General features: G+C 62.0%; 21 protein-coding genes and 1 pseudogene. 8 read left to right on the top strand and 14 right to left on the bottom strand.

What is annotated here, in order from left to right:
- Positions 1 to 246: pseudogene (locus tag HHL24_RS10820) on the top strand (IS3 family transposase); the annotation flags it as partial.
- Positions 247 to 408: 162 nt separating this feature from the next.
- On the opposite strand, the gene HHL24_RS10815 reads toward HHL24_RS10820, so the two are convergent.
- From HHL24_RS10815 to HHL24_RS10805, 3 genes are all read right to left on the bottom strand, one after another.
- The gene (locus HHL24_RS10815; protein WP_028200605.1) at positions 409 to 795 is read right to left on the bottom strand and encodes a RidA family protein; all 387 of its coding nucleotides are present in this window, start codon (positions 793 to 795) and stop codon (positions 409 to 411) included.
- Positions 796 to 864: 69 nt separating this feature from the next.
- Positions 865 to 2,346: an N-acyl-D-amino-acid deacylase family protein gene (locus HHL24_RS10810; RefSeq protein ID WP_169485484.1), complete on the bottom strand. Its 1,482-nt coding sequence runs from the start codon at positions 2,344 to 2,346 to the stop codon at positions 865 to 867.
- A 3-nt stretch (positions 2,347 to 2,349) separates the two neighbouring features.
- On the bottom strand, positions 2,350 to 3,240 hold the full coding sequence (locus tag HHL24_RS10805; RefSeq protein WP_169485483.1) for a MurR/RpiR family transcriptional regulator: 891 nt from the start codon (positions 3,238 to 3,240) through the stop codon (positions 2,350 to 2,352).
- A gap of 145 nt (positions 3,241 to 3,385) precedes the next feature.
- On the opposite strand from HHL24_RS10805, the gene HHL24_RS10800 reads away from it, so the two are divergent.
- Positions 3,386 to 4,663: an amino acid deaminase gene (locus tag HHL24_RS10800; protein ID WP_169485482.1), complete on the top strand. Its 1,278-nt coding sequence runs from the start codon at positions 3,386 to 3,388 to the stop codon at positions 4,661 to 4,663.
- 178 nt (positions 4,664 to 4,841) lie between these two features.
- Here HHL24_RS10800 and HHL24_RS10795 read toward each other — a convergent pair whose 3' ends face one another.
- The gene (locus HHL24_RS10795) at positions 4,842 to 5,345 is read right to left on the bottom strand and encodes a MarR family winged helix-turn-helix transcriptional regulator (RefSeq protein WP_169485481.1); all 504 of its coding nucleotides are present in this window, start codon (positions 5,343 to 5,345) and stop codon (positions 4,842 to 4,844) included.
- 31 nt (positions 5,346 to 5,376) lie between these two features.
- On the bottom strand, positions 5,377 to 6,972 hold the full coding sequence (locus HHL24_RS10790; RefSeq protein ID WP_169485480.1) for an MDR family MFS transporter: 1,596 nt from the start codon (positions 6,970 to 6,972) through the stop codon (positions 5,377 to 5,379).
- A gap of 140 nt (positions 6,973 to 7,112) precedes the next feature.
- Here HHL24_RS10790 and HHL24_RS10785 point away from each other — a divergent pair, with 140 nt between their 5' ends.
- Positions 7,113 to 7,955, top strand: a complete 843-nt coding sequence (locus HHL24_RS10785) for an EcsC family protein (RefSeq protein ID WP_169485479.1) — start codon at positions 7,113 to 7,115, stop codon at positions 7,953 to 7,955.
- Here the strand turns inward: HHL24_RS10785 and HHL24_RS10780 are convergent.
- The 3 genes from HHL24_RS10780 to HHL24_RS10770 form a co-directional block, all read right to left on the bottom strand.
- Positions 7,925 to 8,896 carry an alpha/beta hydrolase gene (locus HHL24_RS10780; protein WP_169485478.1) on the bottom strand — a complete coding sequence of 324 codons (972 nt, stop codon included), beginning with the start codon at positions 8,894 to 8,896 and terminating at the stop codon, positions 7,925 to 7,927. The two genes, HHL24_RS10785 and HHL24_RS10780, sit on opposite strands and share 31 nt — an antisense overlap.
- A 118-nt stretch (positions 8,897 to 9,014) precedes the next feature.
- Positions 9,015 to 9,449 carry a CHRD domain-containing protein gene (locus tag HHL24_RS10775; RefSeq protein ID WP_169485477.1) on the bottom strand — a complete coding sequence of 145 codons (435 nt, stop codon included), beginning with the start codon at positions 9,447 to 9,449 and terminating at the stop codon, positions 9,015 to 9,017.
- A 185-nt stretch (positions 9,450 to 9,634) separates the two neighbouring features.
- Positions 9,635 to 10,762, bottom strand: a complete 1,128-nt coding sequence (locus HHL24_RS10770) for a porin (RefSeq protein ID WP_169485476.1) — start codon at positions 10,760 to 10,762, stop codon at positions 9,635 to 9,637.
- Positions 10,763 to 11,264: 502 nt separating this feature from the next.
- On the opposite strand from HHL24_RS10770, the gene HHL24_RS10765 reads away from it, so the two are divergent.
- Positions 11,265 to 12,200: a LysR family transcriptional regulator gene (locus tag HHL24_RS10765; RefSeq protein WP_169485475.1), complete on the top strand. Its 936-nt coding sequence runs from the start codon at positions 11,265 to 11,267 to the stop codon at positions 12,198 to 12,200.
- A gap of 220 nt (positions 12,201 to 12,420) precedes the next feature.
- Here HHL24_RS10765 and HHL24_RS10760 read toward each other — a convergent pair whose 3' ends face one another.
- The 6 genes from HHL24_RS10760 to HHL24_RS10735 all read right to left on the bottom strand — a co-directional run bounded on the left by HHL24_RS10760 (position 12,421) and on the right by HHL24_RS10735 (position 21,834).
- Positions 12,421 to 16,875, bottom strand: a complete 4,455-nt coding sequence (locus HHL24_RS10760) for an ATP-binding protein (protein WP_407947490.1) — start codon at positions 16,873 to 16,875, stop codon at positions 12,421 to 12,423.
- Between the two features lie 32 nt (positions 16,876 to 16,907).
- Positions 16,908 to 17,654, bottom strand: coding sequence for an aquaporin Z (gene aqpZ / locus HHL24_RS10755; protein ID WP_169485474.1), 747 nt, complete (start codon positions 17,652 to 17,654; stop codon positions 16,908 to 16,910).
- A 244-nt stretch (positions 17,655 to 17,898) separates the two neighbouring features.
- Positions 17,899 to 18,543 (bottom strand): response regulator transcription factor, encoded by a 645-nt coding sequence (locus tag HHL24_RS10750; RefSeq protein WP_169485473.1) that lies wholly within the window; start codon positions 18,541 to 18,543, stop codon positions 17,899 to 17,901.
- A gap of 111 nt (positions 18,544 to 18,654) precedes the next feature.
- A complete protein-coding gene (locus tag HHL24_RS10745; protein WP_169485472.1) occupies positions 18,655 to 19,347 on the bottom strand; it encodes a response regulator transcription factor in 693 nt (230 codons plus the stop codon).
- A 151-nt stretch (positions 19,348 to 19,498) separates the two neighbouring features.
- The gene (locus HHL24_RS10740; RefSeq protein WP_329606608.1) at positions 19,499 to 20,152 is read right to left on the bottom strand and encodes a response regulator transcription factor; all 654 of its coding nucleotides are present in this window, start codon (positions 20,150 to 20,152) and stop codon (positions 19,499 to 19,501) included.
- Positions 20,153 to 20,517: 365 nt separating this feature from the next.
- Positions 20,518 to 21,834 carry an MFS transporter gene (locus HHL24_RS10735; RefSeq protein WP_169485471.1) on the bottom strand — a complete coding sequence of 439 codons (1,317 nt, stop codon included), beginning with the start codon at positions 21,832 to 21,834 and terminating at the stop codon, positions 20,518 to 20,520.
- A gap of 98 nt (positions 21,835 to 21,932) precedes the next feature.
- On the opposite strand from HHL24_RS10735, the gene HHL24_RS10730 reads away from it, so the two are divergent.
- The 4 genes from HHL24_RS10730 (at position 21,933) to HHL24_RS10715 (ending at position 25,644) form a co-directional block, all read left to right on the top strand.
- Positions 21,933 to 22,826 (top strand): LysR family transcriptional regulator, encoded by an 894-nt coding sequence (locus HHL24_RS10730; RefSeq protein ID WP_169485470.1) that lies wholly within the window; start codon positions 21,933 to 21,935, stop codon positions 22,824 to 22,826.
- Positions 22,827 to 23,332: 506 nt separating this feature from the next.
- The gene (locus tag HHL24_RS10725; RefSeq protein WP_169485469.1) at positions 23,333 to 24,049 is read left to right on the top strand and encodes a c-type cytochrome; all 717 of its coding nucleotides are present in this window, start codon (positions 23,333 to 23,335) and stop codon (positions 24,047 to 24,049) included.
- The gene (locus HHL24_RS10720) at positions 24,046 to 25,437 is read left to right on the top strand and encodes a c-type cytochrome (protein ID WP_407947489.1); all 1,392 of its coding nucleotides are present in this window, start codon (positions 24,046 to 24,048) and stop codon (positions 25,435 to 25,437) included. The genes HHL24_RS10725 and HHL24_RS10720 overlap by 4 nt, the downstream gene beginning before the upstream one ends.
- A gap of 30 nt (positions 25,438 to 25,467) precedes the next feature.
- On the top strand, positions 25,468 to 25,644 hold the full coding sequence (locus tag HHL24_RS10715; RefSeq protein ID WP_169485468.1) for a hypothetical protein: 177 nt from the start codon (positions 25,468 to 25,470) through the stop codon (positions 25,642 to 25,644).
- Position 25,645: the final 1 nt, after the last annotated feature.

Here is a 25,645-nt window from a genome sequence, read left to right as displayed (position 1 = left end):
CGCTTCGTGCAGTGGTACAACGAAGAGCACTGCCACAGCGGCCTGAAGTATGTGAGTCCGGGGCAGCGGCACCGCGGCGAAGCCGACGAGCTTCTGGCCCGACGGCGTGCGCTGTACGAAGACGCGCGCCTGCAGAACCCCGCACGCTGGTCAGGTGCCATCCGCAACTGGCACCTGACAGACGCGGTCTATCTGAACCCGGAGCGAACCCACGCCTCGGCCGGAATGTATAAGCACGCAGCGTAACGGTTCACGCGACAACTACCTTGACACACACCGCGGCAAAGAAAGTAAGTGCCTGCCCCGCACAGGGGCGAACGCTAATAGACCACTAACAAATCAAGGAAAGGCACCAAACCCACAACTACAGACAAACAAAGCGCCGTAAATCCCAACCCCAAAAAACCTCTACGCAGAAGGCTTCTTATAAGCGACGCAATCAACCTCGACCCTACAATCAATCACCATCGAAGAAACCACACAAGCCCGAGCCGGCGGATTCTCGCCAAAGTACTCGCGAAAAACCTTGTTGAAAGAAGCAAAGTCACGCGGATCGTCGAGCCACACGCCGCAACGAACGACGTGCTCCGCTCCATAGCCCGCTTCCTTCAAAATAGCGAACACGTTCTGAATCGCCTTGTGCGATTGCTCAACGATGCCACCGTTGATCACCTCACCGTTTTCCATCGGCGTCTGCCCGGAAACGAACAACCAGCCATCCGCTTCGACTGCCCGAGCAAAGGGCATATGTTGACCACCGGTACCCTTGCCGCCTTCAACGCCATATCGCTTCATCATCCAACTCCTTTAAAAGTCCGGCACGCGCCAACGAATACGCATGCCGCATTGATCAGAAAACCAAAATCAAAACGCGCCGTGCGCATCACCCTTCGACGCCGCGCCGCGCGCCACAAAATGCCCTGCCCGCTCGCCAGTCACCGCTCCATCGCGGTAAGTCAACACGCCGTTCACCCACACCGCATCGATGCCATCGGCCGCCTGTTGCGGATTCTCGAACGTCGCCGCGTCGCGAACCCTGGCCGGGTCGAACAACACCAGATCCGCGTGATAACCGATATGCACCTCGCCTCGCTGCGCCAAACCAAACCGGTGCGCCGACAAACTGGTCATCTTGCGCACCGCCTCTTCGAGCGGCAGCAACTTCGCATCGCGCGCGTAGTGGCCGAGCACGCGCGGAAACGCGCCCCACAAACGCGGATGCGGCAGCGGATCGTTCGGCAAACCATCTGAGCCGACCATCGTTGCGGGATGCGACAGAATCCGCCGCACGTCGTCCTCGGACATGTTGTGATACACCGCGCCCGCCGGCTGCAAGCGCTTGCCCGCCTCCTGCTGCGTAACGCACCACTCAGCGGCAATTTCCTTGATCAGCTTGCCCGCCATCTCGGGATGCGGCTCCGACCATGTGATCGTGATGTCAATGTCGCCCGTCACCTGCTTCACGTCGAGCGTCGACGAACTGCGGTTGTACGGATAGCAGTCGCAGCCGATCGGCTGCAAACGACGCGCGCCTTCCAGCGACTTCAGCACCTCCTCACTACGCCCCCAGTTCGATGGCCCCGCACACTTCAGATGCGAAATCACCACCGGCACATGCGCGTGACGGCCCACCCGATACGCTTCGTCCATCGCGTCGAGAATCGCGTCAAACTCGGTGCGCATGTGCGTTGTGTAAAGCGCGCCTGCGGCGGCCAGCGGCTCCGCCAGCGCCATCACTTCTTCGGTCGGTGCGGAGAAGGCGGAGCCGTACGCGAGTCCCGAGCTCAGGCCCAACGCCCCGTTCGACAACGCCTCTTCGAGCTGCGCGCGCATTCCGTCGATTTCCTCGGCCGTCGCCGCGCGATCGAGCCGGTCCATCTGATTGCTGCGCAACGCCGTGTGCCCAATTAACGCGCCGACATTCACCGCAGGGCGCGCCGCGTTCACCGCTTCGACGTACGCAGCGAAAGTCGGGTATTGGAACGCGTCACGCTCGCCGAGCAGGTTCATCGGATCGGGCGGATCGCCCTTCAACGAAACCGGTGACGCGCTGATCCCGCAATTGCCGACGATCACCGTCGTCACGCCCTGAGTGATCTTCGGCAACATCTGCGGCGATTGGATCACGTGCGTGTCGTCATGCGTATGAACGTCGATGAAGCCCGGCGCCAGCGCGCGGCCATTGGCCTCGATTACCTCTTCCGCGAGCCAGTTCGACAGATTGCCGATCGCGGCAATGCGACCGTCACGGATCGCGACGTCGCGTTCGACCGGCGGCGCGCCCGTGCCATCGTACAGTTGCGCGCCGACGATCAGCGTATCGGCGGCTTCGGGATGCGAATGCATGGATCAGTCTCCTAACGGTTGTCGATCGCCGCCGCCACGGTGCGCGTCGAGCGCGTGCTTCATGCGGCGCAGCAATTCGCGGCTCTCGTCACCCTGACTGACGGCGAGTTCGGTGACGAGCACATCGAGCGCCATCATCATCGCGTAGCGCGACGACGATGGCTTGTAAATGAAATCGGTTTCGAAGGCGACAATCGGGATCACCCAATCGGCCAGCTTGGCCAAAGGCGAAGCCGGCGCGGTCAGGGCAATCACGGTCGCCCCGTAGTTGCGCGCGATCTTGCAGTTCTCGACCATCTCGGGCACGCGCCCGGTGGTGGACAGCGCGATCACCACGCACTCGCGCGATACGGTGCTCGCCACCATGCGCTGCAACAAGCCGTCCTGATAGGTCGCAACGGGCCGGCCGAGACGTACGAGCCTGAAGCGCATTTCGTCGGCCAATGCGGTCGAGCCGCCGCCCATGCCGAATACATAGATCATTCGCGCGGCGCGCAAGGCGGCCGCCGCTTCGGCTAAAGGCGCCTGGCGAAGAAGTTGATGGTTATGGGCAAGCGCGGTCTGCAGTTCGTCGAACACGCGAGTGGCGATCGGCTCGGGGGCATCGGTGGGTCCGCCCGTTTGCAGGAAGCGCTGGCCGACGGCGGCCGCCTGCGCGAGCCGCAGCTTCAACTCCCGCACATCGCGGCAACCCACCGCCTTGGCAAAGCGCGTCACGGTCGCGACGCTCACCTCCGCCTGCTGGGCGAGCGCGCCAATGCTGGCGCGCGATGCGCCGGTAAGATCATCCAGAATCAGCGCCGCAACCTTACGTTCGGCCGAACGCAGTTCCGGCGCGCACTCAGCGATGCGCGCGACGATATCGAAGGCCAGCGGTTCGGCGGTTGAGTTCATTGCAGGCTGTGGGGGTCTCGCGAAGGCTTACGAAAAGCCTCCGGCAAGCTGTGGTACTAAATAACATTTCTTCACCCATCGTACTTTCGGTAACATAGTAAAGTCAACTTTGATTCGATTTAACTGGACGATGGAGCAGGGAGACATGAAAGTTACAAACTATCAGGGCGCAACGATTGATCCTTATAGCAAGGGCTTGGGCATGGTTCCGGGCGCCAGTATCCAACTCACGGATGTCCCGCGCCTCGAGTGGAACCTGCTGAACGAAGACGTGAGCCTGCCCGCTGCCGTGCTATACGCGGATCGTGTGGAGCACAATCTGAAGTGGATGCAGGCGTTCGTCGCGGAATACGGCGTCAAGCTCGCGCCGCACGGCAAAACCACCATGGCGCCGCAACTGTTTCGCCGTCAGCTCGAAACCGGCGCATGGGGCATCACGCTCGCCACCGCGCATCAGGTGCGCGCGGCGTATCACGGCGGCGTGTCGCGGATTCTGATGGCCAATCAGCTGGTCGGCCGCCGCAACATGATGATGGTCGCCGAGTTGCTGAGCGATCCTGATTTCGAGTTCTTCTGCCTCGTCGATTCGGTCGAAGGCGTCGAGCAACTGGGCCAGTTTTTCACGTCGGTACGCAAGCCATTGCAAGTATTGCTCGAGCTCGGCGTGCCGGGCGGCCGCACCGGCGTGCGCGACGAAGCGCAGCGCAACGCGGTGCTCGAGGCGATCGCACGTTATCCGGATGTGTTGAAGCTGGCGGGCGTCGAGTTATATGAAGGCGTGCTGAAAGAAGAACACGAAGTGCGCGAGTTCCTGCAGAGCGCCGTCGCCGTGACGCGTGCGCTTGTCGAGGAAGGACGTTTTGCCCGCACGCCCGCCGTTTTGTCCGGCGCCGGCTCGGCCTGGTACGACGTGGTCGCGGAAGAATTCGTGAAGGCCTCGGAGACCGGCAAGGTCGAAGTCGTGCTGCGGCCCGGCTGCTATCTGACGCATGACGTCGGCATCTACCGCAAGGCGCAAACAGACATCTTCGCGCGCAATCCGGTCGCGAAGAAAATGGGCGAAGGCCTGTTGCCGGCGCTGCAACTGTGGGCTTATGTGCAATCGATTCCGGAACCGGATCGCGCAATCATCGGCCTCGGCAAACGCGATTCCGCTTTCGACGCGGGCATGCCGGAACCGTCGCGCCACTATCGTCCGGGCACCGAAGCGCCGCGCGATATCGCGGCGAGCGAAGGCTGGGAGATTTTCGGCTTGATGGATCAGCACGCGTATCTGCGGATTCCCGCGGGCGCCGATCTGAAGGTGGGCGACATGATTGCGTTCGACATCTCGCATCCGTGCCTGACATTCGACAAATGGCGTCAGGTGCTGGTGGTCGATCCGTCGTACCGCGTCACCGAAGTGATTGAAACGTTCTTCTGATCTTGATGCAAACGGCGCGCTTCACCGCAAGGTGGCGCGCCGTTCGTTGCAGCGTTGCCGCTCAATAGGCGCGCTCGATCTCCGCTGAATTTCGGCCGCCGGGCGCGTCCTAGGCGTGCCGAAGTTTGGGCACATCCGCGCCGGCCGCTCCAGCATTCGCCGCCACCTTGAGTCAGGCTTAAGCTTGGCGCGCCGGGCCGGCCTCCGCCGTGTCGGACACCTCGGAAGCCGACGCGCCTGCAGCGTTAGCCGTCGCTGCCACTTCGCCGATCCGCACTTCCAGCATCTTCAAAGCCCCCGACAGCGCGCTCAGCGCGTCGTCCGGCAACGCCGCCATCGTGTCGTGCAAAAAAGCGTTGCGGCGCGGCAGGCTGGCTTCAGTCGCCGACTGCCCCGCTTCGGTCAAACGCACATTGGTCACGCGGTTATCGCGCGTGTCCATGCTGCGAGCAATCCAGCCCAAACCTTCGAGTGTTTTCAATTGACGCGTGAGCGCGCCTGGATCGACACGCAAGCGCTCGACCAGCCGCTTCTGCGACGACTCGCCGGCCTGCTCGTGCAGCGCGAGCAGAATGCGCCAGCGCGGTAACGGCTGGCCAACGTGGGCCTCGAACGCCGACATGAACGCCCGATAAGTGCGGCCGAATTGCTGCATGACGGCGACGCGGTCCTGTTCTTCCATGATCTGTCAGTAAAACGGTAAGGCTAAAAAATCAATCCGCGTGAATCACCGGCTCGAGCTTGCGCTGGAGCTTGATCGGCGGCACACGGCGGCTTTGCCACACGGACACCACGGCGATGATCGCCGCCAGCGCGAGACCCAGATGAATCGCCGCGACGAGCGCCTCGCGCGCACTCTCGAGCAGCATCGCGCCGTTGTGCCCCGCATGCGTCAACTGCCCGAGCAAAGTGGCTTGCGCGTCGCGATTGATCAGGATTTGCGGGTCGCCAAGATCGGAGAACCATTGCGACGCGTGATCGTTTTCCAGCGCGCTGCGCACGCCGCTCGCGTACATATGGCTAATCAACGTGCCGGTTAGCGCCGTGCCGATCATCCCGCCGATCATCCGCAGCGACTGCAGCAGCGCGGTGGCGATGCCAAGATGTTCGCGGCCCGCAGTCTGCTGCGCAAAGATCGTCAGATTCGGCATCACGAAGCCGAGGCCGAGGCCGCCGAGCACCATGAACGACATCAGCAACCATTGCGGCATGGACCGCGTCGCGACGACCACGCCGAGGCACGCCAGCGCCACCAGCGCGAAGCCGATGTACAGCATCAGATTCGGATTGCGCACACGCGAGACGATACGGCCGTTGGCGATACTGCCGATCGTGATGAACACGACGAGCGGCGTAATGACGAGCCCCGCATCTTTCGGCGACATCCCGAAGCCGCCCTGGAACAGCAACGGTGCGTAGAACAGTAACGAGAACATCGTGAAGCCGCCCAGCACGGCGAGCGTGAAGAGCGCGGACAGGCTGCGATTACGAAACATATCCACCGGCAGAATCGCCGTCGGGCAGCGCTTTTCCCACTGCCACAACCCGTATGCCGAAGCGACGCTCAACGCGAGCAGCGCGAAGGCGCTCAACGTGACGCCGTGCTTCGGCAGCAACTCGACGAACAATTGCAACGAGCCGAGCGCCACCGCGATTAGCAGCGCGCCAGGCCAATCGAGCCGCATCTTGCCCTCGTGCTCGATGTGCCGCAGATGCGGCAGAAAGCGCCAGACGAAAAATAGCGACAGTAGACCGACCGGCAGATTCACATAAAACACCGAACGCCAGCCGTAGTACTGCGTGAGGAACCCGCCGAGCGATGGCCCCACTGCGTTCGCAATGCCGAACGCCGAACTCATCAGCACCTGCCAGCGCAGGCGCACGACCGAGTCGGGAAAGAGATCAGGAATGCAGGCGAAGGCGGTGCCGACCAGCATGCCGCCGCCGATGCCCTGCAAGCCGCGCGCGAGCACGAGAAACAGCATGTTATTGGCTGCGCCGCAGAGCACCGACGCCGCGGTGAACACGACGATCGATGCGATCACGAAGGGCTTGCGCCCGTAATAATCGCCGAGGCGGCCGAAGATCGGCACGGTGATCACCGAGGTCAGCAAATACAACGTGGCGACCCACGCGTAGAGCTCGAAACCTTTCAGTTCCGCGACGATGGTGGGCAACGCGGTGCCGACCACCGTCTGGTCGAGAGCGACCAGCATCGAAACGAACGAAACGCCGAGCATCGCCAGTAGCGATTCGCGGAAAGGTAAAACTTGCCCACTCGAGTGGTGGGCCGCGGTATGGACAGCCATTTTTGATAGCGCAACAGTTGACCTGTCAAACAATTGGGAATCATACCATGAGGTGATGCTCTAAGCTGGAACCCGCCGGGGCGGTTCACCGCACCGGCAATCGACTGAAGAATGGACAACACATGACGCCAGGGAGGCACATGGAGCCGAGTTCGCTCGCAGCACAATCGTTAACGGACGACGACCTGAGCGCGCTGCGACGCGCGAAACACGAACTGGAGAGCCCCGCGCTGGCGATGAAACTGGCCAGCATTGTCGGCTCGCCACTCGAGAAGCTGCTCTCGCGCATGCCGGCGTTTGCCAACGAAAAGGTCACGGATGCGACGGAACTGGCGTTGCGCAAGTGCCTCTCGATCGCGCTGCGCACGCTAGGACGGCAGGCCGGCGCGTCGCCCCTGATCGTGCCCGACAAGCCGAGCAACCTGCTGCATAAGTTCGCTGTGGCGACCACCGGCGCGGCCGGCGGCGCATTCGGTCTGTTCGCGCTGCCCGTCGAGCTGCCGGTCACGACTACATTGATGTTTCGCTCGATCTGCGACATCGCGCGCAGCGAGGGCGAGGATCTGACCTCGATTGACACGCAGCTGCAATGTCTGACGGTGCTCGGCATGGGCGGCACCTCGAAAGCCGACGACGACGCCGACTTCGGCTACTTCATCATGCGCGGCGCGCTGGCGCAGGCCGTATCGAAGGCGTCATCCGAAATCGCGACGAAAGGCTTCAGCGCGCATGGCTCCGCGGCATTGCTGCGCCTGCTCAACACGATTGCCGCACGCTTTTCGGTGCAGGTGAGCGAGCAGATCGCCGCCAAGTCGATTCCGGCGATCGGCGCGGTGCTTGGAGCGATGGTCAATACGGTGTTCATCGACCACTTCCAGCAAGTCGCGCACGGCCACTTCACCGTGCGGCGCCTGGAGCGGCAATACGGCCAGGAAACGGTCGAAGCCGCCTATCAGGCGATCGATGTCACGCTGAATGGCTGAGCGGCCGTGCCGCGTCCACTCGTTGTACTCGTCACGCGTCGCACGAATGTCGCGGCGCGGTCGAGCGCTCGGCCGCCTTCCGGGATGAACGGTGTGAACAATGGCCAGACGTGCGGCATCTTCTTCCACACTTCTAATTCGCAGTCGACGCCCGCCGCGCGCGCCTTGTCGGCAACGCGTTGCGAGTCATCAAGCAATACCTCCGTGCTGCCCGCCATGATGAAGAGCGGCGGCAAGCCTTCCAGGTCGGCATAGAGCGGCGAAGCGTACGGATGCGTCGCGGGCGTTTCGCCGAGATAAACCTTGCCTGCGGGCCCAATAGCGGGACCGCTGAACATGGGATCGAGACCGTCGTTGGTGCGGATGGTGGCGCCGGTAGCGGCCAGATCGGTCCACGGCGAGAACAGCAGGCAGCCCGCCGGCAATGGATCGCCGGCGTCGCGCAAGGCGACTAGCGTAGCGAGCGCAAGGCCGCCACCCGCGGAATCCCCCGCGATCACGATCGACTCGGGCGGCGTGCCGTTCGCGACCAGTTGACGGTATGCCGCGGCCGCATCGTCGAGTGCGGCCGGAAAGCGATGCTCCGGTGCGAGCCGGTAGTCGAGGGAAAAGATCGCCACATTCGCACGCGTGGCCAAGCCGAATACGAGGGAGCGATGCGTAAGCGGCGAACAGAAGTAGTAGCCGCCGCCGTGGCAATACAGCACGGTCGGGCCGTTCCTGGAAGTCGATACGCCGTCCGCGCGCTCGACCCACTCACCCCGCAGCGGCCAATCGCCCGCTCCGTACAATTCGCGCAGACGCCAGCCGCCTGGCACGCGCGGTGACCAGGCACGTTTGGCCGTCAGCGCACGCGCTTTCTCGACATTGATGCCCTTGAGGGTTTGCGGTCGAAACTGCCTGCGCAGATACCAGCACGCGAGTGCACTTTGCCAACTCATCGGGACACGCTCCTTCGATAGTGTCCCGCCATGGTACGTGCGTTCGCCTCCGCGCCGGTGGACGACGGCTTCTAATCCTGAAAAAGCGCCCGCACCACCGGGCGCGGCTTTCCTCTGCCTAGTTCGCCGGCAAAACCTGTCCGCGAATCTCGCCGGTCGGATTCTGCTCGGTATGGACGTTGAAGTACCACTGCCCCGCCATCAGGTCCGTCACCTGCTGTTCGGTGAGCGCAGCCGATCCTTTGATCGGACTCGCAAGCGCGTCCTTCCCGATCGGCACCTGGATCTTGGCGTTCTGCCCGACCGGCGCGGGGCCGTGGAAATGTGCGGCGGTTGCCGGGCCGCTCAGCCCTTCATAGGTGATCGTCCATTGCAAGGACTTGGTCGAGGTATCGAACGTGGCGTTCAACATGCCGTGCCCGTGACTCACGCGCGGCGGCACTTCGCTCGACGGCTCAAGATCGGCCTTCAATGCCACCGTATCCGCAAAGGCGACGCCCGACGCCAATGCCCATACCACCACCGCAAAATTCAGTTTTCGAAGCGCAATCATGGTCTTCTCCGGACTTTGATGCACCGCCGCACCGACATTTCGGCCACGCGCGAAGCAACCCCATACTAGTGCAAATCCGTCGAACCTGTTTGCGTCAGGGGCCATATGACAAGCTTGCCTTCGCCGGGCGCGCGCCAACGAAAAAAGCACCGCGAGCGGTGCTTTCTTCTTCCCGCAGTAATGCTTTAGAAGAGGTGACGGATACCCGTCGTCACGACCACCTGGTTCTTGCTCGACGACGGTGCGTCGGTACCGAACACTTGCGCGCCGACCGTGTTGCCGTCCGCGCCGACATGCGCGACACCTTCGGCGTACAGGTCAGTGCGCTTGGACAGGGCGTAGTCAGCCTGCAGACCGAACTGGTTCCAGTGGCTCGACCCGTTCGACGTGCCAGGCGTATGCTGCAACGCTTGCGTGTACGTGTAAGCCGCGCCGAATGCCAGCGCCGGCGTCAAGTTATAGCGCGCGTTGACTTCGTAGTTGTTGTAACGCACCGAGGCGTCGTTGTACACAAAGTCGAAACGGCTTTGCGTATAGACAAGGCCGACTGTTGCCGGGCCGAATGCATAGCTGCCGCCGGCGCCCCACGTGCGCTGCCGTTGACGTTCGCCCGCCACGCCGATGTTCGGCGCGCCATCCTGGATCGCACCGTTTGAATTACCGCCTGCACCTTGAGCCTGCAAGTAGCCGGCTGCCAGTTTCAGCCCACCGGTCGAATAGCCCATGCCTGCGCTGTAGGCGCGATCGTTCGCGAAGGCGCCTGCCTGGTTCGAGAAGGCATACAAGCCGCTGAACGAGAAGCCGCCGTAATTCACACTCTGGTACTTCACCGAATTGTTGATCCGCATGGACGCGTTGGCGTTGTCGTTATCGCCGCGATGGGCGAAGTACGTGCCGCCCCAACTGCCGGTCGCCGTCAGCGGGCCGAGATAGTCGACCACGGAGTCGTACTGACGACCCAGCGTAACCGTGCCGTAGTCGCTCGAGATACCCGCGAACGCCTGGCGGCCGAAGCTGCGGCCACCTTGTGCCGCGGCGCCGTTGGCCACGCTAAAGCCGTTTTCCAACGTGAAGACTGCCGCGTAACCGCCGCCGAGATCTTCGCGACCACGCAGGCCCCAGCGGCTGCCCGACAGATTGCCACTCGTCAGGCCATATGAGGCGCCGTGCTTCGACGCATAGCTAGCCGACACTTCATTGTTCACGTACGTGAAACCGGCATCGACGACGCCGTACAACGTCACGCTGCTTTGCGCATTGGCGGCGCTAGCGAACGTCGCGGAGACCGCGGCGAGAATCAGGATTTTTTTCATGTTGTTCCAAATAACGTGTGGTTTTTGAGTCTTCGACTCGATTTTTTGTACAGTGCGATTGCAGGCTGGGGACGGGCTGCATCCAGAGCGTTCACCGCATACCGGCTCGATCTGCAGCGCGGAGTTTAGGTGTCCAACTTTCACGGACACCACGTGCCTTCGCACAAAAGATTTTTTGAATTAGTCGAAAAATCGACGTGGCAATATCGGCGAGCCTTGAGCCGCAAGGCAGTCCATTTATCTCTTTTTATATTTAGCGATACTTATCTAATTAAAACGTTGCAGCCTCACCACATCCCGCATTCAGAAGTCTCTCAATGCCTGTTCGGCCGGTTCTTGTGCCGTGCAGTTTTCGCGGCGAATACCATGCTCACCTCTTGCGTGCAGCATTAAAGTTTTCTCGTCAAAACCCCTGTCGCACTCGGTGCGGGTTCACCTCGCACTCAACCGAACACGGCAGTTCTATACACACCGGCGTCCCCCGCTCAAGTCCACTATCACGATGAACCAGTTGCAGGCCATGCGCGTCTTTCTGAAAGTCGCCGAAAATGGCTCTTTCGGGCGCGCCGCTGCGAGTCTGGATCTTTCCAATGCGGTGGTGACACGCTATGTCGCCCTACTCGAGACGCACCTCGATACGCGGCTCGTCAACCGGACCACACGCAGCCTGTCGCTGACCGAAGCCGGGCTCGCCTATGCCGATGGCTGCCGGCAGCTTCTCGATCAACTGGAAGCCATCGAGTCCAGCGTCTCCCAAAGTGCGAACGATCCGTCCGGCACGCTGAAACTCGTGGCTGTCGCGTCATTCTCGTTATTTGGGCTAACGCCGCTGCTGCAGCGTTATCGTTTGCAGTGCCCCCGAGTCAAACTCTCGGTCACGCTGTTGCACCGGCCGGTGGATCTGATCGAAGAGGGGTTTGACGTCGGCATCGTGGTGCCTGGCCAGGTCAGCGGCGGCACGTTGATCAAGCGGGCTTTATTCAAGGTCCGCTCGGTGGCGGTTGCCTCGCCCGCATACCTCGCCGCGCGGGGTACGCCGTCCACCCCGGCACAACTTGCTGCGCACCCTTTTCTGGCACCGTCGGCCAATGTTCGCAGCGCGCAATGGTGTTTCGTCGACGCCAACGGAATAGAGACAACCGTCAACATGAAGGCCACCTACGCGGTCAACAACGCGGTGATGTTGCGCCAGGCAGCGCTCGCCGACATGGGCATTACCATCCTGCCGGAGAATCATGTTTCGGCGGATCTGATGAGCGGTGCACTCGTGCGGGTGCTGCCGGACTACCGAATCAACGGCGCTGACAAGGAAGTCTCGCTGGTGTACCCCGGGCGTCGGCACGTGTCCGCCAAGACGCGCTCGTTTGTCGAGTTCACCGTCGACTATTTTCGAAACAGAGCCGGTGCGACGCTTTCATCGATATTTACAAACAGTTAATTGCGCAATTCGTGATGAATCTTTTACGCAGTCCCGGTTATGCTTCCGACTGCGAGAAGTGACTCCTTCATCGAGGGATGTCTCCAAATCTTTAACGCGGCTTCGGCCGCGTTTTTTTTCGCCCTCGCATTTTGCCCGCCCGATTTACTCTCAAGCACGCACCAATGCGATCGGCGACGCGGGGCGCTATCGCTCCGCGTCGCTGCAAGGCGACGAAACCTCAAGCGAGCAATGCAGCCTGTTCCTCGATGCCATCCAGCATCGCATTGCACTTGCGCGCCAACAACATCCCGTCGCTGCGCAAGCGGTCCGGCGTCTTAACGGCGATGTCCCGGCGGTAGTCTTCCAGCGCGTTGAGCAGCGGCGGATACTGCAGCACGCTCGCCGCCCCCGCCACGCGGTGATGCCACTCGCGCAAGCGCTCGACCTCGATACTCTCGAGTAGCGGCGACAGCGCCTGTACGTCTTCACGCACAGAAGACACGAACGAATCGAGCAATGCCTTTACGGTCGATTCGCTCCCCCACAACTGCGTCATGTGACCCAGATCGACCGGAACAAACGGCTCGGGGCCGCCGCGCGCATCCGGCCCGGAAACCGGCGGCGCGCTGACAGTCTCGGCGGGTGCGGCTTGCCATGCGCTGTCAGTGCCGAACCAGCGGCTTAGGTAATCGCGCAGCGTAGCGAGCCGCGTCGGCTTGACAAGGCAGTCGTCCATACCCGCGTCACGACAAAGCTTCAGGTCTTCAGGCGCGGTGTTCGCCGTTATGCCCAGGATCGGCAGGTGATGCGGGGCGCCTTGCTCCCGCGCACGGATGCTCCGCGCGAGTTCGTAGCCTGACAGATTCGGCATGTGGCAGTCCGTGATCAGACATCCATAGCTGGTTTGTTCGAGCGCGGCCAGCGCCTCGACGCCGTCGTTCGTCACGTCGCAGGCAAAACCGAGCAAGGCCAGTTGGTGACGGATCAACTCCTGATTCACCGGATGGTCTTCCGCGACCAGGATCAGCCGTCCGCTCGCAATCGCCCGTTCGCGGTCCGGCGGCAAGACACTGCCTTCAGCCATGCGCGGCATGCCAGCCGAACGCGGCGCCACCGACGGCAGCCCAGTCAACGCCGCGGCGCACGCGGCACCGAGGCCGCGCCACGAGATCGGATTGATGCTGACGCGCACGTTATTGTCGAGGATACGGTAGCCGGTTGGCTTCGGTTTCTCTGTCAGACAGATGATCCGGGAACTCGTCTTTACGCCTGCTGGCAGCACCACATCTTCACTCACGAAAATCATGTCTACGCCAGCTAGTGCGGCTGCGTCGCCGAGTTCGGCCGCGTCAGGCGACACGCTGCGCAACTCGAGTCCAAGAGCCTGGCCGAAATGCATCAACGCCTGGGCGACCCGCGTGTCAGCCGTCGCCACCACGCCGCGCTTGCCGCGCAAGCCGCTCAGCGAGTAACGCGAAGATTCGACAGGCATAGTGAGGCGCACCGTCATGCGCGTGCCGACACCGGGTTCGCTGTGCAATTCGAGGGTGCCGTTCATCAGGTCGATCAACTTGCGGCAGATCGTCAGGCCTAGACCAGTGCCACCGAAGCGGCGGGTAGTAGACGACTCAGCCTGCACGAACGGCTCGAACAGTTGCGCCTGCACCTCCGGCGCGATGCCGATACCGGTGTCCTCGACGGTCATCTCCAGCGTCTGGGCGTCGCCGGTCTGCTCGACGACCGAAACCTGCACGTCGACCTCGCCGTCCGGCGTGAACTTGATCGCGTTGCCGAACAGGTTGAACAGAATCTGCTTCAGCCGCACGCTGTCGCCGCGCAGCGCGGCGGCTACTTCGGGAGCGATATCGACACGTACTTTGAGACCCTTTTCATGGGCGCGGCCCGCGAGCAAACCAACGGCGTTGTCGACCAGCTCACGCAAGTCGATAGGTTCGGCTTCAATAGTCAGCCGCCCCGCTTCGATCTTCGAATAGTCGAGCAGGTCATCCAGAATCTGCAGCAATGCGCCCGCCGACTCGTGGATCATGCTCAACATTTCGCCTTGGTCCACATTGAGCGGCGTGCGCTCCAGCACTTCGACGAGGCCGAGCACGCCGTTCATCGGCGTACGGATTTCGTGACTCATCATCGCGACAAAGTCATCTTTTGCGCGCGAGGCGGCTTCGGCCACGTCGCGCGCTCGCGCGATTTCCTCGGACCGCGCGTGCTCGACGCTCGCGTCCACCCAGTAGCCGCTCCACACCATGCTGCCATCCTTCTCGCGACGCGGCACCAACTCCGCGCGCGCCCACTTGAGTTCATGCTCGACGTCGAAGCGAAACTCCATATTCACCGGCGTTTCGCAACGCGCCGATTGCTCCAGTTCGGCTAGCACGAAAGGCCGGTCTTCTTCGCACACGCGTCCGAAATCGATCTCCTCGCGAGTCATCGACGATGCGCCGTCGCCGCCCAGCAGATGTCGCGTGTCGCCGCCGATATATGGAAACGAATACGCACCGTCCGCGGTGCGGCGCAGTTGAAATACGACAGCCGGCAATGAGCGCGTGACGTCGAAAAGGCGCCGCTCAGTCTCGCGCGCGAGCATTTCAGCGCGCCGGATATCGGTAATGTCAACCATCGTTCCGAGCACACAGCTCGGCTTGCCGTCGCTGTTGTGACAAATCCGTGTCCAGAACAGGCCGTGCCGCAGGTCGTCCGTGCCGCGTTCGAACTGGAGTTCCGCCTGTGCAGGCTCGCCGTCTGTCAGCATCTTGCGCGTGAGGTCGTCCAGAACGCGGCTGTTGGCTTCGCCCCATGTCTGGACGTCCACGGCCGTGCGTCCGATCACCGCTTCGCGGCGCAAACCACACGCTTCTTCATAAGCCCGGTTGATCGCGATGTAGCGCCCATCCAGATCTTTGGCGACGAGCGGATAGGGCACCATCTCCATCATGGTTTCCTGAAAGTTCAGTTGTAGCGCCAGTTCGCGTTCGGTCTGTTTGCGCAGTCTGACTTCGCGCTGCAGCAGCAAATACGCGCGCAATGTGACCAGCAATGCGAGACCGATGCCGATCAGCAACGGCAGGAGGCGTACTGCGGTAACACTCCATGTTCCCTGCTCTCCCGTACTGCCGGTCACCCACTTCTGCCGGATGCGCTGCTTCTCGGCCGGCGGCATAGCCAGCAAAGCACGGTCGATCAAACCCGCGAGCGGGCTCAGATCAGGGCGCACCGCGAAGCCGAGCGCGTCGGAGCCACCGACCGTGCCCAGAATCTTGAGGACGCCGGTGTAACGTTGCTTGAGCAGGATATCAACAGCGGCCACGTTTCCAACCAGTACGTCCGCCTTGCCGTTTTCGACCATTCTGAGCGCGTCGTCCAAACTGGCCGCGACAGCGATGTTGGCGGCTGGAATGTTGTCGATCGCGAAGGGAATCGAGCCGGCGATATGCGACGAGACCACAATGCGCCGCGAGGCGAAATCGTTGAGCGCGCGCGCGGCCGGTTCGTCTTCACGCCCCACGATCACGAGCGGATAGCTTTCGTATGCACGGGTGTGCCGCGCGCTCTTCAGACGTGGATCGTTACTCGAGGAGGTGGCCAGAATCGCCAGATCGCCGCGCTGGAAAGCTTCGATGGTCGCGGGCCAGTCGGCCGTGTTAGCACGGTTGAACACGACGCCCAGCGCACGGCTCAAATAGTCCAGATATTCGGCGGCAATGCCGGCAGCATGACCGGACTCGTCGACATAACTGAAAGGCGGCCAGCCGCTATCGAACCCCACCTGCAACGGCGGTAGCGAACGGAGCCAGGCTTGCTCCTGCGGCGTCAGCACGAGGCGCCGCGCAGTGGATGCCGCTTGCGCGTCGAAGCTGCCGGATAGCCAGCGCGCACGGATCGCCGCGTCGTCGGCCGGATTCATCGACGCGAGCGCGCGATCAAGCTGGTCACGCAACGCCACCCGGTTGCGCGGCACGGCAAAGCGCAAGTCGGCGAGTCTGCCGCGTTCCTCGAAAGCGACTTGCAGTCCGCGAAATTCCTCCGTGGCCAGCGCGTACTGAACTGCAGGGGTAAAGCCGAGATAGGCGTCGGCATCGCCTTGCGCAACTGCCTGCAGCGCCGCGTGTGTATTGGCGAAGGTTTCGAGCTGGGCGCGTGGAAAACGCTCGCGCAACGAGCGTTCCAGCGCAAATCCTTTCTCTACCGCGAGGCGCGCGCCGGCAAGCTTAGCGGCACTCGCATACGCATCGCCGTCGCGACGGACCGCCACCGATGCGGACGCCTGGAAGTACGGGGCAGTGAAGCTGAAGCAGCGTTCCCGCTCGGGCGTGCGAGCGAGGCTCATGACCAGATCCACGTTGCCTGCGCATGCCGCGGCTAGCAGTTGCGGCATGTCAGGAAACGCTTTGGACTCGATCACGACGTTCGGCCCAACCAGCGCGCGCAGATAATCTGCGCTCAAGCCGGTTAGCTGACCGTCCTGAAGCCCGTCGAAAGGCATCCACCCGTTAGCCAGAACGCCGACAGTCAACGTGGCGGGAAAGGCGCCGTCGGCTGACGGATGCGGTGGGCCGGCGAACGGCTGGGCTACCGCCGGTTGCATCTGCGCGAAGACAAACGCGAACACTACAAGCAGGCACTGCGACACGCGCCGCGCCATCCGCCTCATCGCGGCACCGCGTTGGAGTTTCATGAAGGGCACCAGAAAATAAAGCCAGGCGGCGCTCACGCGACTTCGCCGTGCTTGCGGGCGAGCGGCGCGGCATACCGGCCGGACTTGCCCCACAGAAATGAAAACAGCGCGCCGGCGGCGACGCCGCCCAACAACGGCGCCGCCCAGAACAGCCAGAGCTGGTCGAGTGCCCAGTCGCCGACGAACAACGCCTGGCCGGTGGAGCGAGCGGGATTGATCGAGCCGTTCGTTACTGGAATCGACACCATGTAGACAATCATCAGACTCGCGCCTGCGACCAGCGGTGCGATCGGCTTCAGGCTTCGCCGGCAGGCCACCATCAGACTCGCCATGACGAAAGCGAACGAGAGGACAAGCTCAACGACTAGCGCGGAATGAAGTTGATAGTCGGCGGGAGAATGGTCGCCAAAACCATTCGCCGCGAATTCGCTCGCGGCCAGTCCGAAGCCGGGGCGGCCGCTCGCCACATAAGCGAGCAGCGCAGCGGCTGCGATGGCCCCGAGAATCTGGGCGGCAATGTAGGGCAGCAGATCCCGAACCGGGAAACGTTGCGCGACCGTAAAGCCGATCGTGACAGCCGGGTTGAAGTGCGCGCCGGAGACGGCGCCGAATGCGTAGCTCGCCGTGACGAGCGCGAGACCGAACGCGAGTGACACCTCGAGCACACCGTAGCCCTGCTGGACCGCGCCGGTATTCAACACAATGCTTCCGCAGCCGACGAACACCACCCACGCCGTCCCAACCCCTTCTACCAATAACCGCTTGCCTAGGGCTACCATCCAGCCTCCGAGTATTTGTGCAAATGGCAGACGGCGCCGCACTCCAGCCGCTAGACATCTGCCTGAATTTTCCAGGCTCGGCAGCGCACAGCATGGCGAAATGACAGCTTTCGTGATGCGGGTGTTGGAAGTCGAGCCTCAGCTAATTCAGAACTATGAAACGGTAACGTCGCCCAACCAATCAGAAGACTCTTAAAGTCCTAAGAACCATCGACCGTCGAGGGCCAGTTCTCTCACACGGTTGTCAGGCCAACCCTATCTGTCTCGCATAGTCGATGAGGTCGTTTTCTGTCTCGAGACCGAGCTTGCGCATCGCGCTACGCTTCTGCGTGCTGATGGTCTTGCCACTGCGCTGCAGACGTGCCGCGATTTCGTGGACTGCCAGACCTTGCACATAAAGCTGGAAGACCTCCCATTCGCGTGCGCTCAGCACGCCTGCGCGCGGCTGCAGCGGCGCGTCGGATGTGTCTATCGCGGCGCGTGCCTGATCCGATAGATAAACACCGCCGGCAAACGCTGCCTCGATAGCATCGATAAGCGACGCGGCGGTGTCGCGTTTGTCGACGATTCCGGCCACACCGAGGTGCAGCAGTCCCGACAGCATGTGCGCATGGCAGATCATCGTCAGTACGACGACGCAGGGATGAGGCCGGGCCCGCAACAGGCGGCGCAGGAACGACACGACGTTGCTGGCACCGTCAATGCCCGGCATGCCAATATCCGACACGACGACGTCGCACGCATAGGTGTCGAGCAATTCGGCCAGCGTCCGGGTGTCGGGTGCCTCGCCGACTATTTCAATGTGCGACGCCCCTTTCAACAGACGCGTCACGCCAACACGAACGCAATCATGATCATCGGCCACGATGACGCGGATCTTTTGTGTCATTTTTTGTTGTCTTATCGACTGGCACTCCCTGCACGCGACGTGCATCCCCGGGCGGTGCCAAGTACATCGTCTGTTCGCCACGCCACCGGACCGGCATGACGTCTCGCCGGCTCAGCGCCGGTTTTTCAGGCAATCTTCAGAGATCACGCCGTGCTCGACAGCGAAGCGGAACAGCTCCGCGTCACTGTGCAAGGCGAGCTTGCGCATCGCGGTACATTTCTGAGCACTGATTGTCTTGACACTGCGCCCGAGGCGCGCGGCGATCTCCGTCACACCAAGCCCGGAAGCGTATTGCGTGAACACCTCCAGTTCGCGGCGCGACAACATTTTCCGGACGAAATCGAGCCGTTGCGCGATCGTTGCGTCGCTAATCAGCGATCGCACCGCCGGCCCGAGATAGCACTCGCGAGCCAGCGCCGTGACGATTGCCACCTGAATCAGATCGATCCGGTCACGTTTGCTAATCAGTCCATCGACACCGAGCGCGATGACCTTTTTAAGCGCGGCAGCTTCGGTTTCCATGGTGAGTACGACAAGTGCAACATCGGGATAGCGCACCTTGAACTGCCTGACGGCTTCCAGTCCGTCGCCGTAGAAGCCGCCCGGCATGTAGAGGTCCATGAGAACAAGGTCGCATGGAATACGATCGACTTCCTTGAAAAGTTCTGTGGCGTCAGCGGCACGGCCGACGATTTGCATATTCGGATAGCTCACCATCAGATTCTCGATCGCCAACAAAACCAGTGGATGATCGTCCGCGATGATGGCTCGAACAGGTGTGCTTAATTCGTCGTTGTCGTTCATCGTCTTTTTCTCCCCCGTACCTGGATTTCCTGTCGCTCTCTCCGGAGCAACTGGCCTTGCGGCGATCATTAAACATATTTCGGAGGATAAGAATCAGATCGCTCTTAAATAGCGCAATGAGCCTGCTCGAACAATTGATTAGCTATACGATTTAACTTTCATAAACTCCATATGCACGGACATAAGCAAAGAGACCGGGATCGTTGGTGACGCCGAGTTTAGCCATTGCTTCGCGTTTTTGACGGCTGACGGTTCGGCGATGACATCCGAGTGCTACCGCGATCTCGGAGATCGATTGACCGCGCACGGACATTCTTATCACTTCCACCTGCCTGCGGGACAAACGTGAAGCCGGCGGCAGGTCACACGCATCGTCGCCAGGCTGGGCAAGCGCCTCGATGATGGAGCGGCCGACGTAGACCTCGCCCTTACCGCTCGCCTCGATCGCTTGCCATAGCTCGTCCGTTGTTTCCATTTTGCTGAGCGTACTGACTACACCGTCCGACACGATGGCGCGCAGAATCGCAGTGTTCGTCAGAGCTGTCATCACGACGATGCGCAACAATGGCCACCCACATCGGATGCGCCTGACAAGGTCCAAGCCGTCTTCAACCGCACCAGACGCGTCCGGCATCCTCAGGTCGGTGACGAGCACGTCGCATGGCGTGCTCTGCAACAGTTTGATCAATGAACCAGGCGTGGCCGCTTCGCCGACAATGGTGACACCGGCATGCATTTCCAGTGCGGCCCGAACGCCAAGCAGAACGAAAGGATGATCGTCTGCCAGAATGACTCGAAGGTTCACTATGATTTCTCTTGGTTGTTGTAGGTGTATTCGGCGTAAGCGCAGGGGAAAACCCCACTCGCTTCACACTTGCCTTGACGACCTCCCGACTTGGGATGACGTGCCAGGGGCGGCCATAAAACCACCACTACAACCGAGCGAAAATCGGAGCGTTCCGAAACCGCCAGGCAATTTGATAGTCCATTTACGGCGCTATCAAAGTAGGATCACGTAATTATGCGAATCGAATATGCGAGAGCTTTTCCCTCGCTGTTTATTTCCGGCTGCAAAGCAATACAGCGACGAGAGCGCGTCCCGCCGCTCCCGTCGCATGGAAAACAACAAATGAGACCGGCAGCGTCACGCCGCCGGCCACGATTGCCCCATCATGCAGCGTCACAGGCGCGTACAGTCGCCAGCTTGCTAGCCTGAGCCGCGCGTGGAAATACCGGTAGCGCGATCAATGCGCACACACTGGCTACCGCCCACACCATCGGCCACGAGCCGGCCGACAACAATGGCGGAATCGCGAGCGGCGTCAGAAACAGCGAGAGAAAGACGCAAGTGTTGCCGATCGCGAGTGCGGTACCCGCGCGGCTCGTTCCTGCGAGCGTCGCGAGTTCCGTGAAGGCAACGCCATGCCATGCGGACGCACTTATGCCGCCCAGCGCGATCATGAACGCGAACACCGCCGTCATCGCCGCATGATGCATGGCGGCCAGGCCCGTCACCAGTGCGAGCGATGCGAACAGCACTGCGGTCAGCACACTGCAAGCGCGCATATAAGCGCGTCGGTTGCCGCGCCGGTCGGTCCATGCACCGCTCAAGACCCGTGCAATTGCAGCGCCCATTTGCACCGCCGCCATCGTCACGCTGATCGCCAACACGCCGGCGCGGCTGAAGTCGTGAAGGAAGACGGTTCCGAACGTCACGACGGCAAGCTGCGGCACGCACAATGCGCCGGCGCCGAGCGCCACACGCCATATGCCGATATCGCGTAACGGCGAAACCTTCGCCGGCACGGCAGCCGCGACCGCCGCATTGCGAGCCGTACCCACACCATTCCCTTCGACATGCGAAGGTTCGTGCAGCCAGCGCCATGCGAACACCGCGGTAATCGCGCACGCAAGGGCCAACACGGTGTACGCGCTGGCAAAGCCGAATCTCGAGGCGAGCACCGGCAAGATCAGCGCCCCCAAGCCACCGCCGGCCGGCACCGCGGTCTGCCGGATACTCATCGCGAGGCCTCGCTCGCCTTCGCGAAACCAGGCCATCACTGCGCGGCCGCTCGAACCGTTGACGCTGCCGCCGAGCAGGCCGACCAGCAGCAAGCCGAGCGCGAGCGTCGTCACGCTCGGCACATGCGTGCCGGACGGCACCACGAACAATGCCAGCCCGGCTAGCGCTGCGGCAGTCGAAAGAAGTCCGAGCAGCAGCACGCGGCGGTCGCCCCAACGGTCGGTCAGGAGTCCCCATGGCAACTCGCTGACCGCAATGCCCAAACCGAGCATGCCTAGCACCAGCCCCAGCCCTTCGTTGCCCAGGTGATAACCCGAACGCAAAAAGACGGCCGTGGTCGGAATCCCTGAGAAAGCGGCCGAAAAACTCGCGTTCGCCGCAAAGCCAACCCCCAGCACCTTCCACCGATGGCTCGCCGCACGCTCGCCCGGTACCCGCACTGCAGCAATCGATTGGTTGCCCATGACAGCCTCCGCAATGAATGAATTGGAGGTATCCTACGGCTGTGCCAACCATCGGAAAAGCCGGAAATTCAGATGACTTCCATCGGATATACCGAATCATGAGCCAACGCGGATTTGACCTGACACAGCTGCGCACCTTCGTCGCCGTCGCCGAATCGGGCAGCGTCTCGGCAGGCGCCGAGCGCGTGTTCCTGTCGCAGTCGTCGGTAAGCGAGCAGCTGAAGAAACTCGAGGAGCGAGCTGGCCAGCCGCTCTTCGTGCGCAGCAAGCGGGGGGTGACCGCCACGCCGGCCGGCAGCCGGCTGCTCGATCACGCGCGCCGCATCATCGCAATGAGCGAAGCGGCGTTCGAAGACCTGCAAGGCCGCTCGCTCGACGGCGAACTGCGCATCGCCATCACGGACTACTACCGTCCGCTCGACATCGCGCGGATTCTCAAGACGTTTTCCGAACAGCATCCGCGCCTGAAGCTGCACGTCACCGTGCTGCCGAGCGCCGTGATCGACAGCAGCGCCAGCGACGATGCGTCGTACGACATCGGCCTCTCGTTGCGGCTCGTCACCGGGAACACCCGCTCCACCAGCCGGCGCACCGGCGCCGGTGCGCAAAGCGCGGTGGTGCGGCGCGAGAAACTGGTGTGGGTCTGCGCAGCCGATGCCAGTCCGCGGCCGGCCACGCCTTATCCGCTGGTATTGCTGCCGTCGAGTTGCCAGTTGCAGCGCTTCGTCGTGAAGCTCCTCGACGAACACAAGGTGTCGTATCTGGTGTCGCATTCGGCCTCCGGGGTGGCGGGGCTGCAACTCGCATTGAAGGCCGGGCTGGGCATTTCCTGCCTGAACGAGTCGTCGATTGGCGGGGGCGTGGTGGCCTGTCCGCCGAGTGTCGGGTTACCCGCACTGCCCGCCGTCGAGTTTCATCTGTTGCCGGGGCGAGTCGGCGAAAGCGAACGCGTTAGCAATGCACGTACGGCGTTGATGCAACTTTTCAGTTAGCGTGCGGCACGTCGTTGTATGCACCGCGATCCACAAATCCCGATGGAAACGGAGAACGGCGCATCGATCGCATTCAACGATACGGCTCGCACTCAAAACACATTCAGAATAAATATTGAAAGCGCTCTAATCAACGCCTATGCTGATCAAGTAATCCGCCGATTGGTCTACCAATTTTTATTGACGCACGGGATAAATTCCTGCAACCTGCTAAACGTCTGGCAGACGTATCGAACATAATTAACGCAGCCCGGAACGCGCCATCCGCTAGCGCATTCAAGCAGGTCATTGTTTTATAAAGCAATCGCGTCACCTTATCGATTCAACACTGCGCCTCCTTAATAAGTCCGTTTTGATTTGGTGTTCATGCAGTCGTTATAAAAGAAAAATTGGCAGGCTTGTCATGCGCTGTTCATCGAATTCATGCGCGAATGCGAGAGTGAATTCGTGCGCGAACGCGTGATAGATAAATAGCGAATAAAACCGTTCCCCCGACGAGGCCTGGCGTGCATCGTAGAACTATCGGATTGTCGATCCTGTTGGTGTTTTACGTCATGTGGCGTGGCGCAGCGTTCGCAGCCACTGACGCACCTAGCGCGATGCCCTCGGCCATGGACGAGCGCGTGCGCGCCTGCACGTCGTGTCATGGCGTGCAAGGCCAGGGCCTGAACAACGATTACTTCCCGCGTATTGCCGGCAAACCGGCCGACTATCTGTTCAATCAGTTGACCGCCTTTCGTGACGGCGGTCGCACCTATCCGCCGATGGGTTATCTGCTCGCGTTCCTGCCCGACGACTATCTGCGCAAGATCAGCCAGTACTTCGCGGACCTGCAACCGCCCTACCCGAATTCCGATCACACCGATGTCGCACCGGCAGTGCTCGCAGCCGGACAACGGCTCGTCACTCAAGGCGACCCAGCGCGCAAGATCCCGGCGTGCATCGCCTGTCATGGAGCACGCATGACGGGTACGCAACCTGGCATTCCGGGCCTGCTCGGCCTGCATGCGAGCTACATCGCCGGACAGATGGGCACGTGGCGCTCGGGCACACGTCACGCGCTTGCGCCGGACTGTATGCATTCGATCGCCGTCAAACTGACCGACAAGGACATCACCGCGGTATCGAGTTGGCTCGCGCGCCAGCCGCGCCCCGCCGATCCGCGGCCCGCGCCGGCGTCAGCTGAACGGCTGCCTCTCGCATGCGGGAGCCAACCGCAATGAAGCCGACCCTCCGCTCGATCCGCCCTGTTTCGTATGCCATGGCGAAGCGCCGTCGCATCGTTGTTTCGTTCGTATCCGGCTTGCTGGTTGCCGGCTTGATCGTCGCCGGCAGTGCCGCGCTTCCCGGCGCAACGCGTGCGTTGCTGATCGCTGAAGCAAGCGCCGCTGAAGGCGTGCCTCCTGCCGCGACTGCAACGGCTGCCACGACTGCTGGCGACAAAGCCGACACCCGTCCCGACATCGTCAAGCGCGGCGAGTATCTGGCGCGCGCCGGCGACTGCGTCGCCTGTCATACCGCACCGCGCGGCAAGCTGTTCGCCGGCGGCCTCGCCATGGAGACGCCGTTCGGCACGCTGTATTCGCCGAACATCACGCCGGACGCGCAGTACGGGATCGGCACATGGAGCGAGGACGCATTCTTTAAGATGATGCGCACCGGCCGCACGCCGGACGGCACCCTGCTCTACCCGGCAATGCCCATCGCCCAATACACCAAGGTCACGCGTGAGGACTCGAACGCGATCTTCGCCTATCTGAAGTCCGTGACACCGGTACGCGAACCGAACCACAAGCACACGCTGCGCTTCCCGTTCAACCAGCGCAAGCTGCTGTACGGCTGGCGCACGCTGTATTTCCGTGAAGGCGAGTTCCAGCCGGATCCGACCAAATCGGTCGAATGGAATCGCGGTGCGTATCTGGTCGATGGGCTTGGGCACTGCACGATGTGCCACACCAAGATCAACATGCTCGGCGGCTCGTCGCAGAGCGAGCAGTTCGCCGGCGGTCTGATTCCGGTGCAGAACTGGTACGCGCCCTCGCTCACGTCCGACAAGGACGGCGGCCTCGGCGACTGGAGCATCAAGGACATCGTCGATCTGCTGCAGGCTGGCATTTCCGATCGCGGCGCCGTGTACGGGCCGATGGGCGAAGTCACCTATCACAGCCTTCAGTACATGACGGAAGAAGACGTCAAGGCGATGGCCGTCTATTTGAAGACACTGCCGAACAATCAAGGCCGCAAGTCGGGCCCGTCCGCGCCGACCAATACCAACGTGTTCGCGCTCGGCGAAAAGATCTACGCCGACAAGTGCGCCCTGTGCCACGGCGCGAACGGTGAGGGCCAGTTGCAGCACTACCCGCCGCTCGCACGTAACCAGTCGATCGAAATGGACTCCGCAGTCAACCCGATCCGCATCGTGCTCAATGGCGGCTTCCCGCCCGGCACCATGCGCAATCCGGAGCCGTACGGTATGCCGCCGTTCGGGCAGGAGTTGAACGATACCGATGCCGCCGCCGTCGTCACTTATATCCGCACTGCGTGGGGCAACCACGGCAAGCCGGTGACGTCCCGCGAGGTCAACGAGTTGCGCAAGGCGCCGCTGCACTGAACCTGAACCGCTGCACCGGAGAACCCCCAGATGGAAGCGAACGATACCCGCAGCGCGACCCCACCGACGGATGAAGAAGTGGAACGCGTCGTCGCGGCCGGCCCGCATGGCGCGGTCGCCGTGGCCGGCGTCGCCACGCTGATCGTCATGGCGATCTGGTTCGGCTTCTACTTTCTTGTCTTTCTGCCGCGCGGCGTCATCCACTGAC

It is taken from the genome of Paraburkholderia polaris, from assembly GCF_012927345.1.
In the GTDB taxonomy this organism is placed as follows: Bacteria; Pseudomonadota; Gammaproteobacteria; order Burkholderiales; family Burkholderiaceae; genus Paraburkholderia; species Paraburkholderia polaris.
This window is presented reverse-complemented; position numbering and strand designations above follow the sequence as displayed.

Bases quoted from the DNA above. Each gene is read 5' to 3' on its own strand.
- HHL24_RS10815 (WP_028200605.1), bottom strand. From the start codon at position 795: ATGAAGCGATATGGCGTTGAAGGCGGCAAGGGTACCGGTGGTCAACAT.
- HHL24_RS10810 (WP_169485484.1), bottom strand. From the start codon at position 2,346: ATGCATTCGCATCCCGAAGCCGCCGATACGCTGATCGTCGGCGCGCAA.
- HHL24_RS10805 (WP_169485483.1), bottom strand. From the start codon at position 3,240: ATGAACTCAACCGCCGAACCGCTGGCCTTCGATATCGTCGCGCGCATC.
- HHL24_RS10800 (WP_169485482.1), top strand. From the start codon at position 3,386: ATGAAAGTTACAAACTATCAGGGCGCAACGATTGATCCTTATAGCAAG.
- HHL24_RS10795 (WP_169485481.1), bottom strand. From the start codon at position 5,345: ATGGAAGAACAGGACCGCGTCGCCGTCATGCAGCAATTCGGCCGCACT.
- HHL24_RS10790 (WP_169485480.1), bottom strand. From the start codon at position 6,972: ATGGCTGTCCATACCGCGGCCCACCACTCGAGTGGGCAAGTTTTACCT.
- HHL24_RS10785 (WP_169485479.1), top strand. From the start codon at position 7,113: ATGGAGCCGAGTTCGCTCGCAGCACAATCGTTAACGGACGACGACCTG.
- HHL24_RS10780 (WP_169485478.1), bottom strand. From the start codon at position 8,896: ATGAGTTGGCAAAGTGCACTCGCGTGCTGGTATCTGCGCAGGCAGTTT.
- HHL24_RS10775 (WP_169485477.1), bottom strand. From the start codon at position 9,449: ATGATTGCGCTTCGAAAACTGAATTTTGCGGTGGTGGTATGGGCATTG.
- HHL24_RS10770 (WP_169485476.1), bottom strand. From the start codon at position 10,762: ATGAAAAAAATCCTGATTCTCGCCGCGGTCTCCGCGACGTTCGCTAGC.
- HHL24_RS10765 (WP_169485475.1), top strand. From the start codon at position 11,265: ATGAACCAGTTGCAGGCCATGCGCGTCTTTCTGAAAGTCGCCGAAAAT.
- HHL24_RS10760 (WP_407947490.1), bottom strand. From the start codon at position 16,875: ATGAAACTCCAACGCGGTGCCGCGATGAGGCGGATGGCGCGGCGCGTG.
- aqpZ (WP_169485474.1), bottom strand. From the start codon at position 17,654: ATGGTAGCCCTAGGCAAGCGGTTATTGGTAGAAGGGGTTGGGACGGCG.
- HHL24_RS10750 (WP_169485473.1), bottom strand. From the start codon at position 18,543: ATGACACAAAAGATCCGCGTCATCGTGGCCGATGATCATGATTGCGTT.
- HHL24_RS10745 (WP_169485472.1), bottom strand. From the start codon at position 19,347: ATGAACGACAACGACGAATTAAGCACACCTGTTCGAGCCATCATCGCG.
- HHL24_RS10735 (WP_169485471.1), bottom strand. From the start codon at position 21,834: ATGGGCAACCAATCGATTGCTGCAGTGCGGGTACCGGGCGAGCGTGCG.
- HHL24_RS10730 (WP_169485470.1), top strand. From the start codon at position 21,933: ATGAGCCAACGCGGATTTGACCTGACACAGCTGCGCACCTTCGTCGCC.
- HHL24_RS10720 (WP_407947489.1), top strand. From the start codon at position 24,046: ATGAAGCCGACCCTCCGCTCGATCCGCCCTGTTTCGTATGCCATGGCG.
- HHL24_RS10715 (WP_169485468.1), top strand. From the start codon at position 25,468: ATGGAAGCGAACGATACCCGCAGCGCGACCCCACCGACGGATGAAGAA.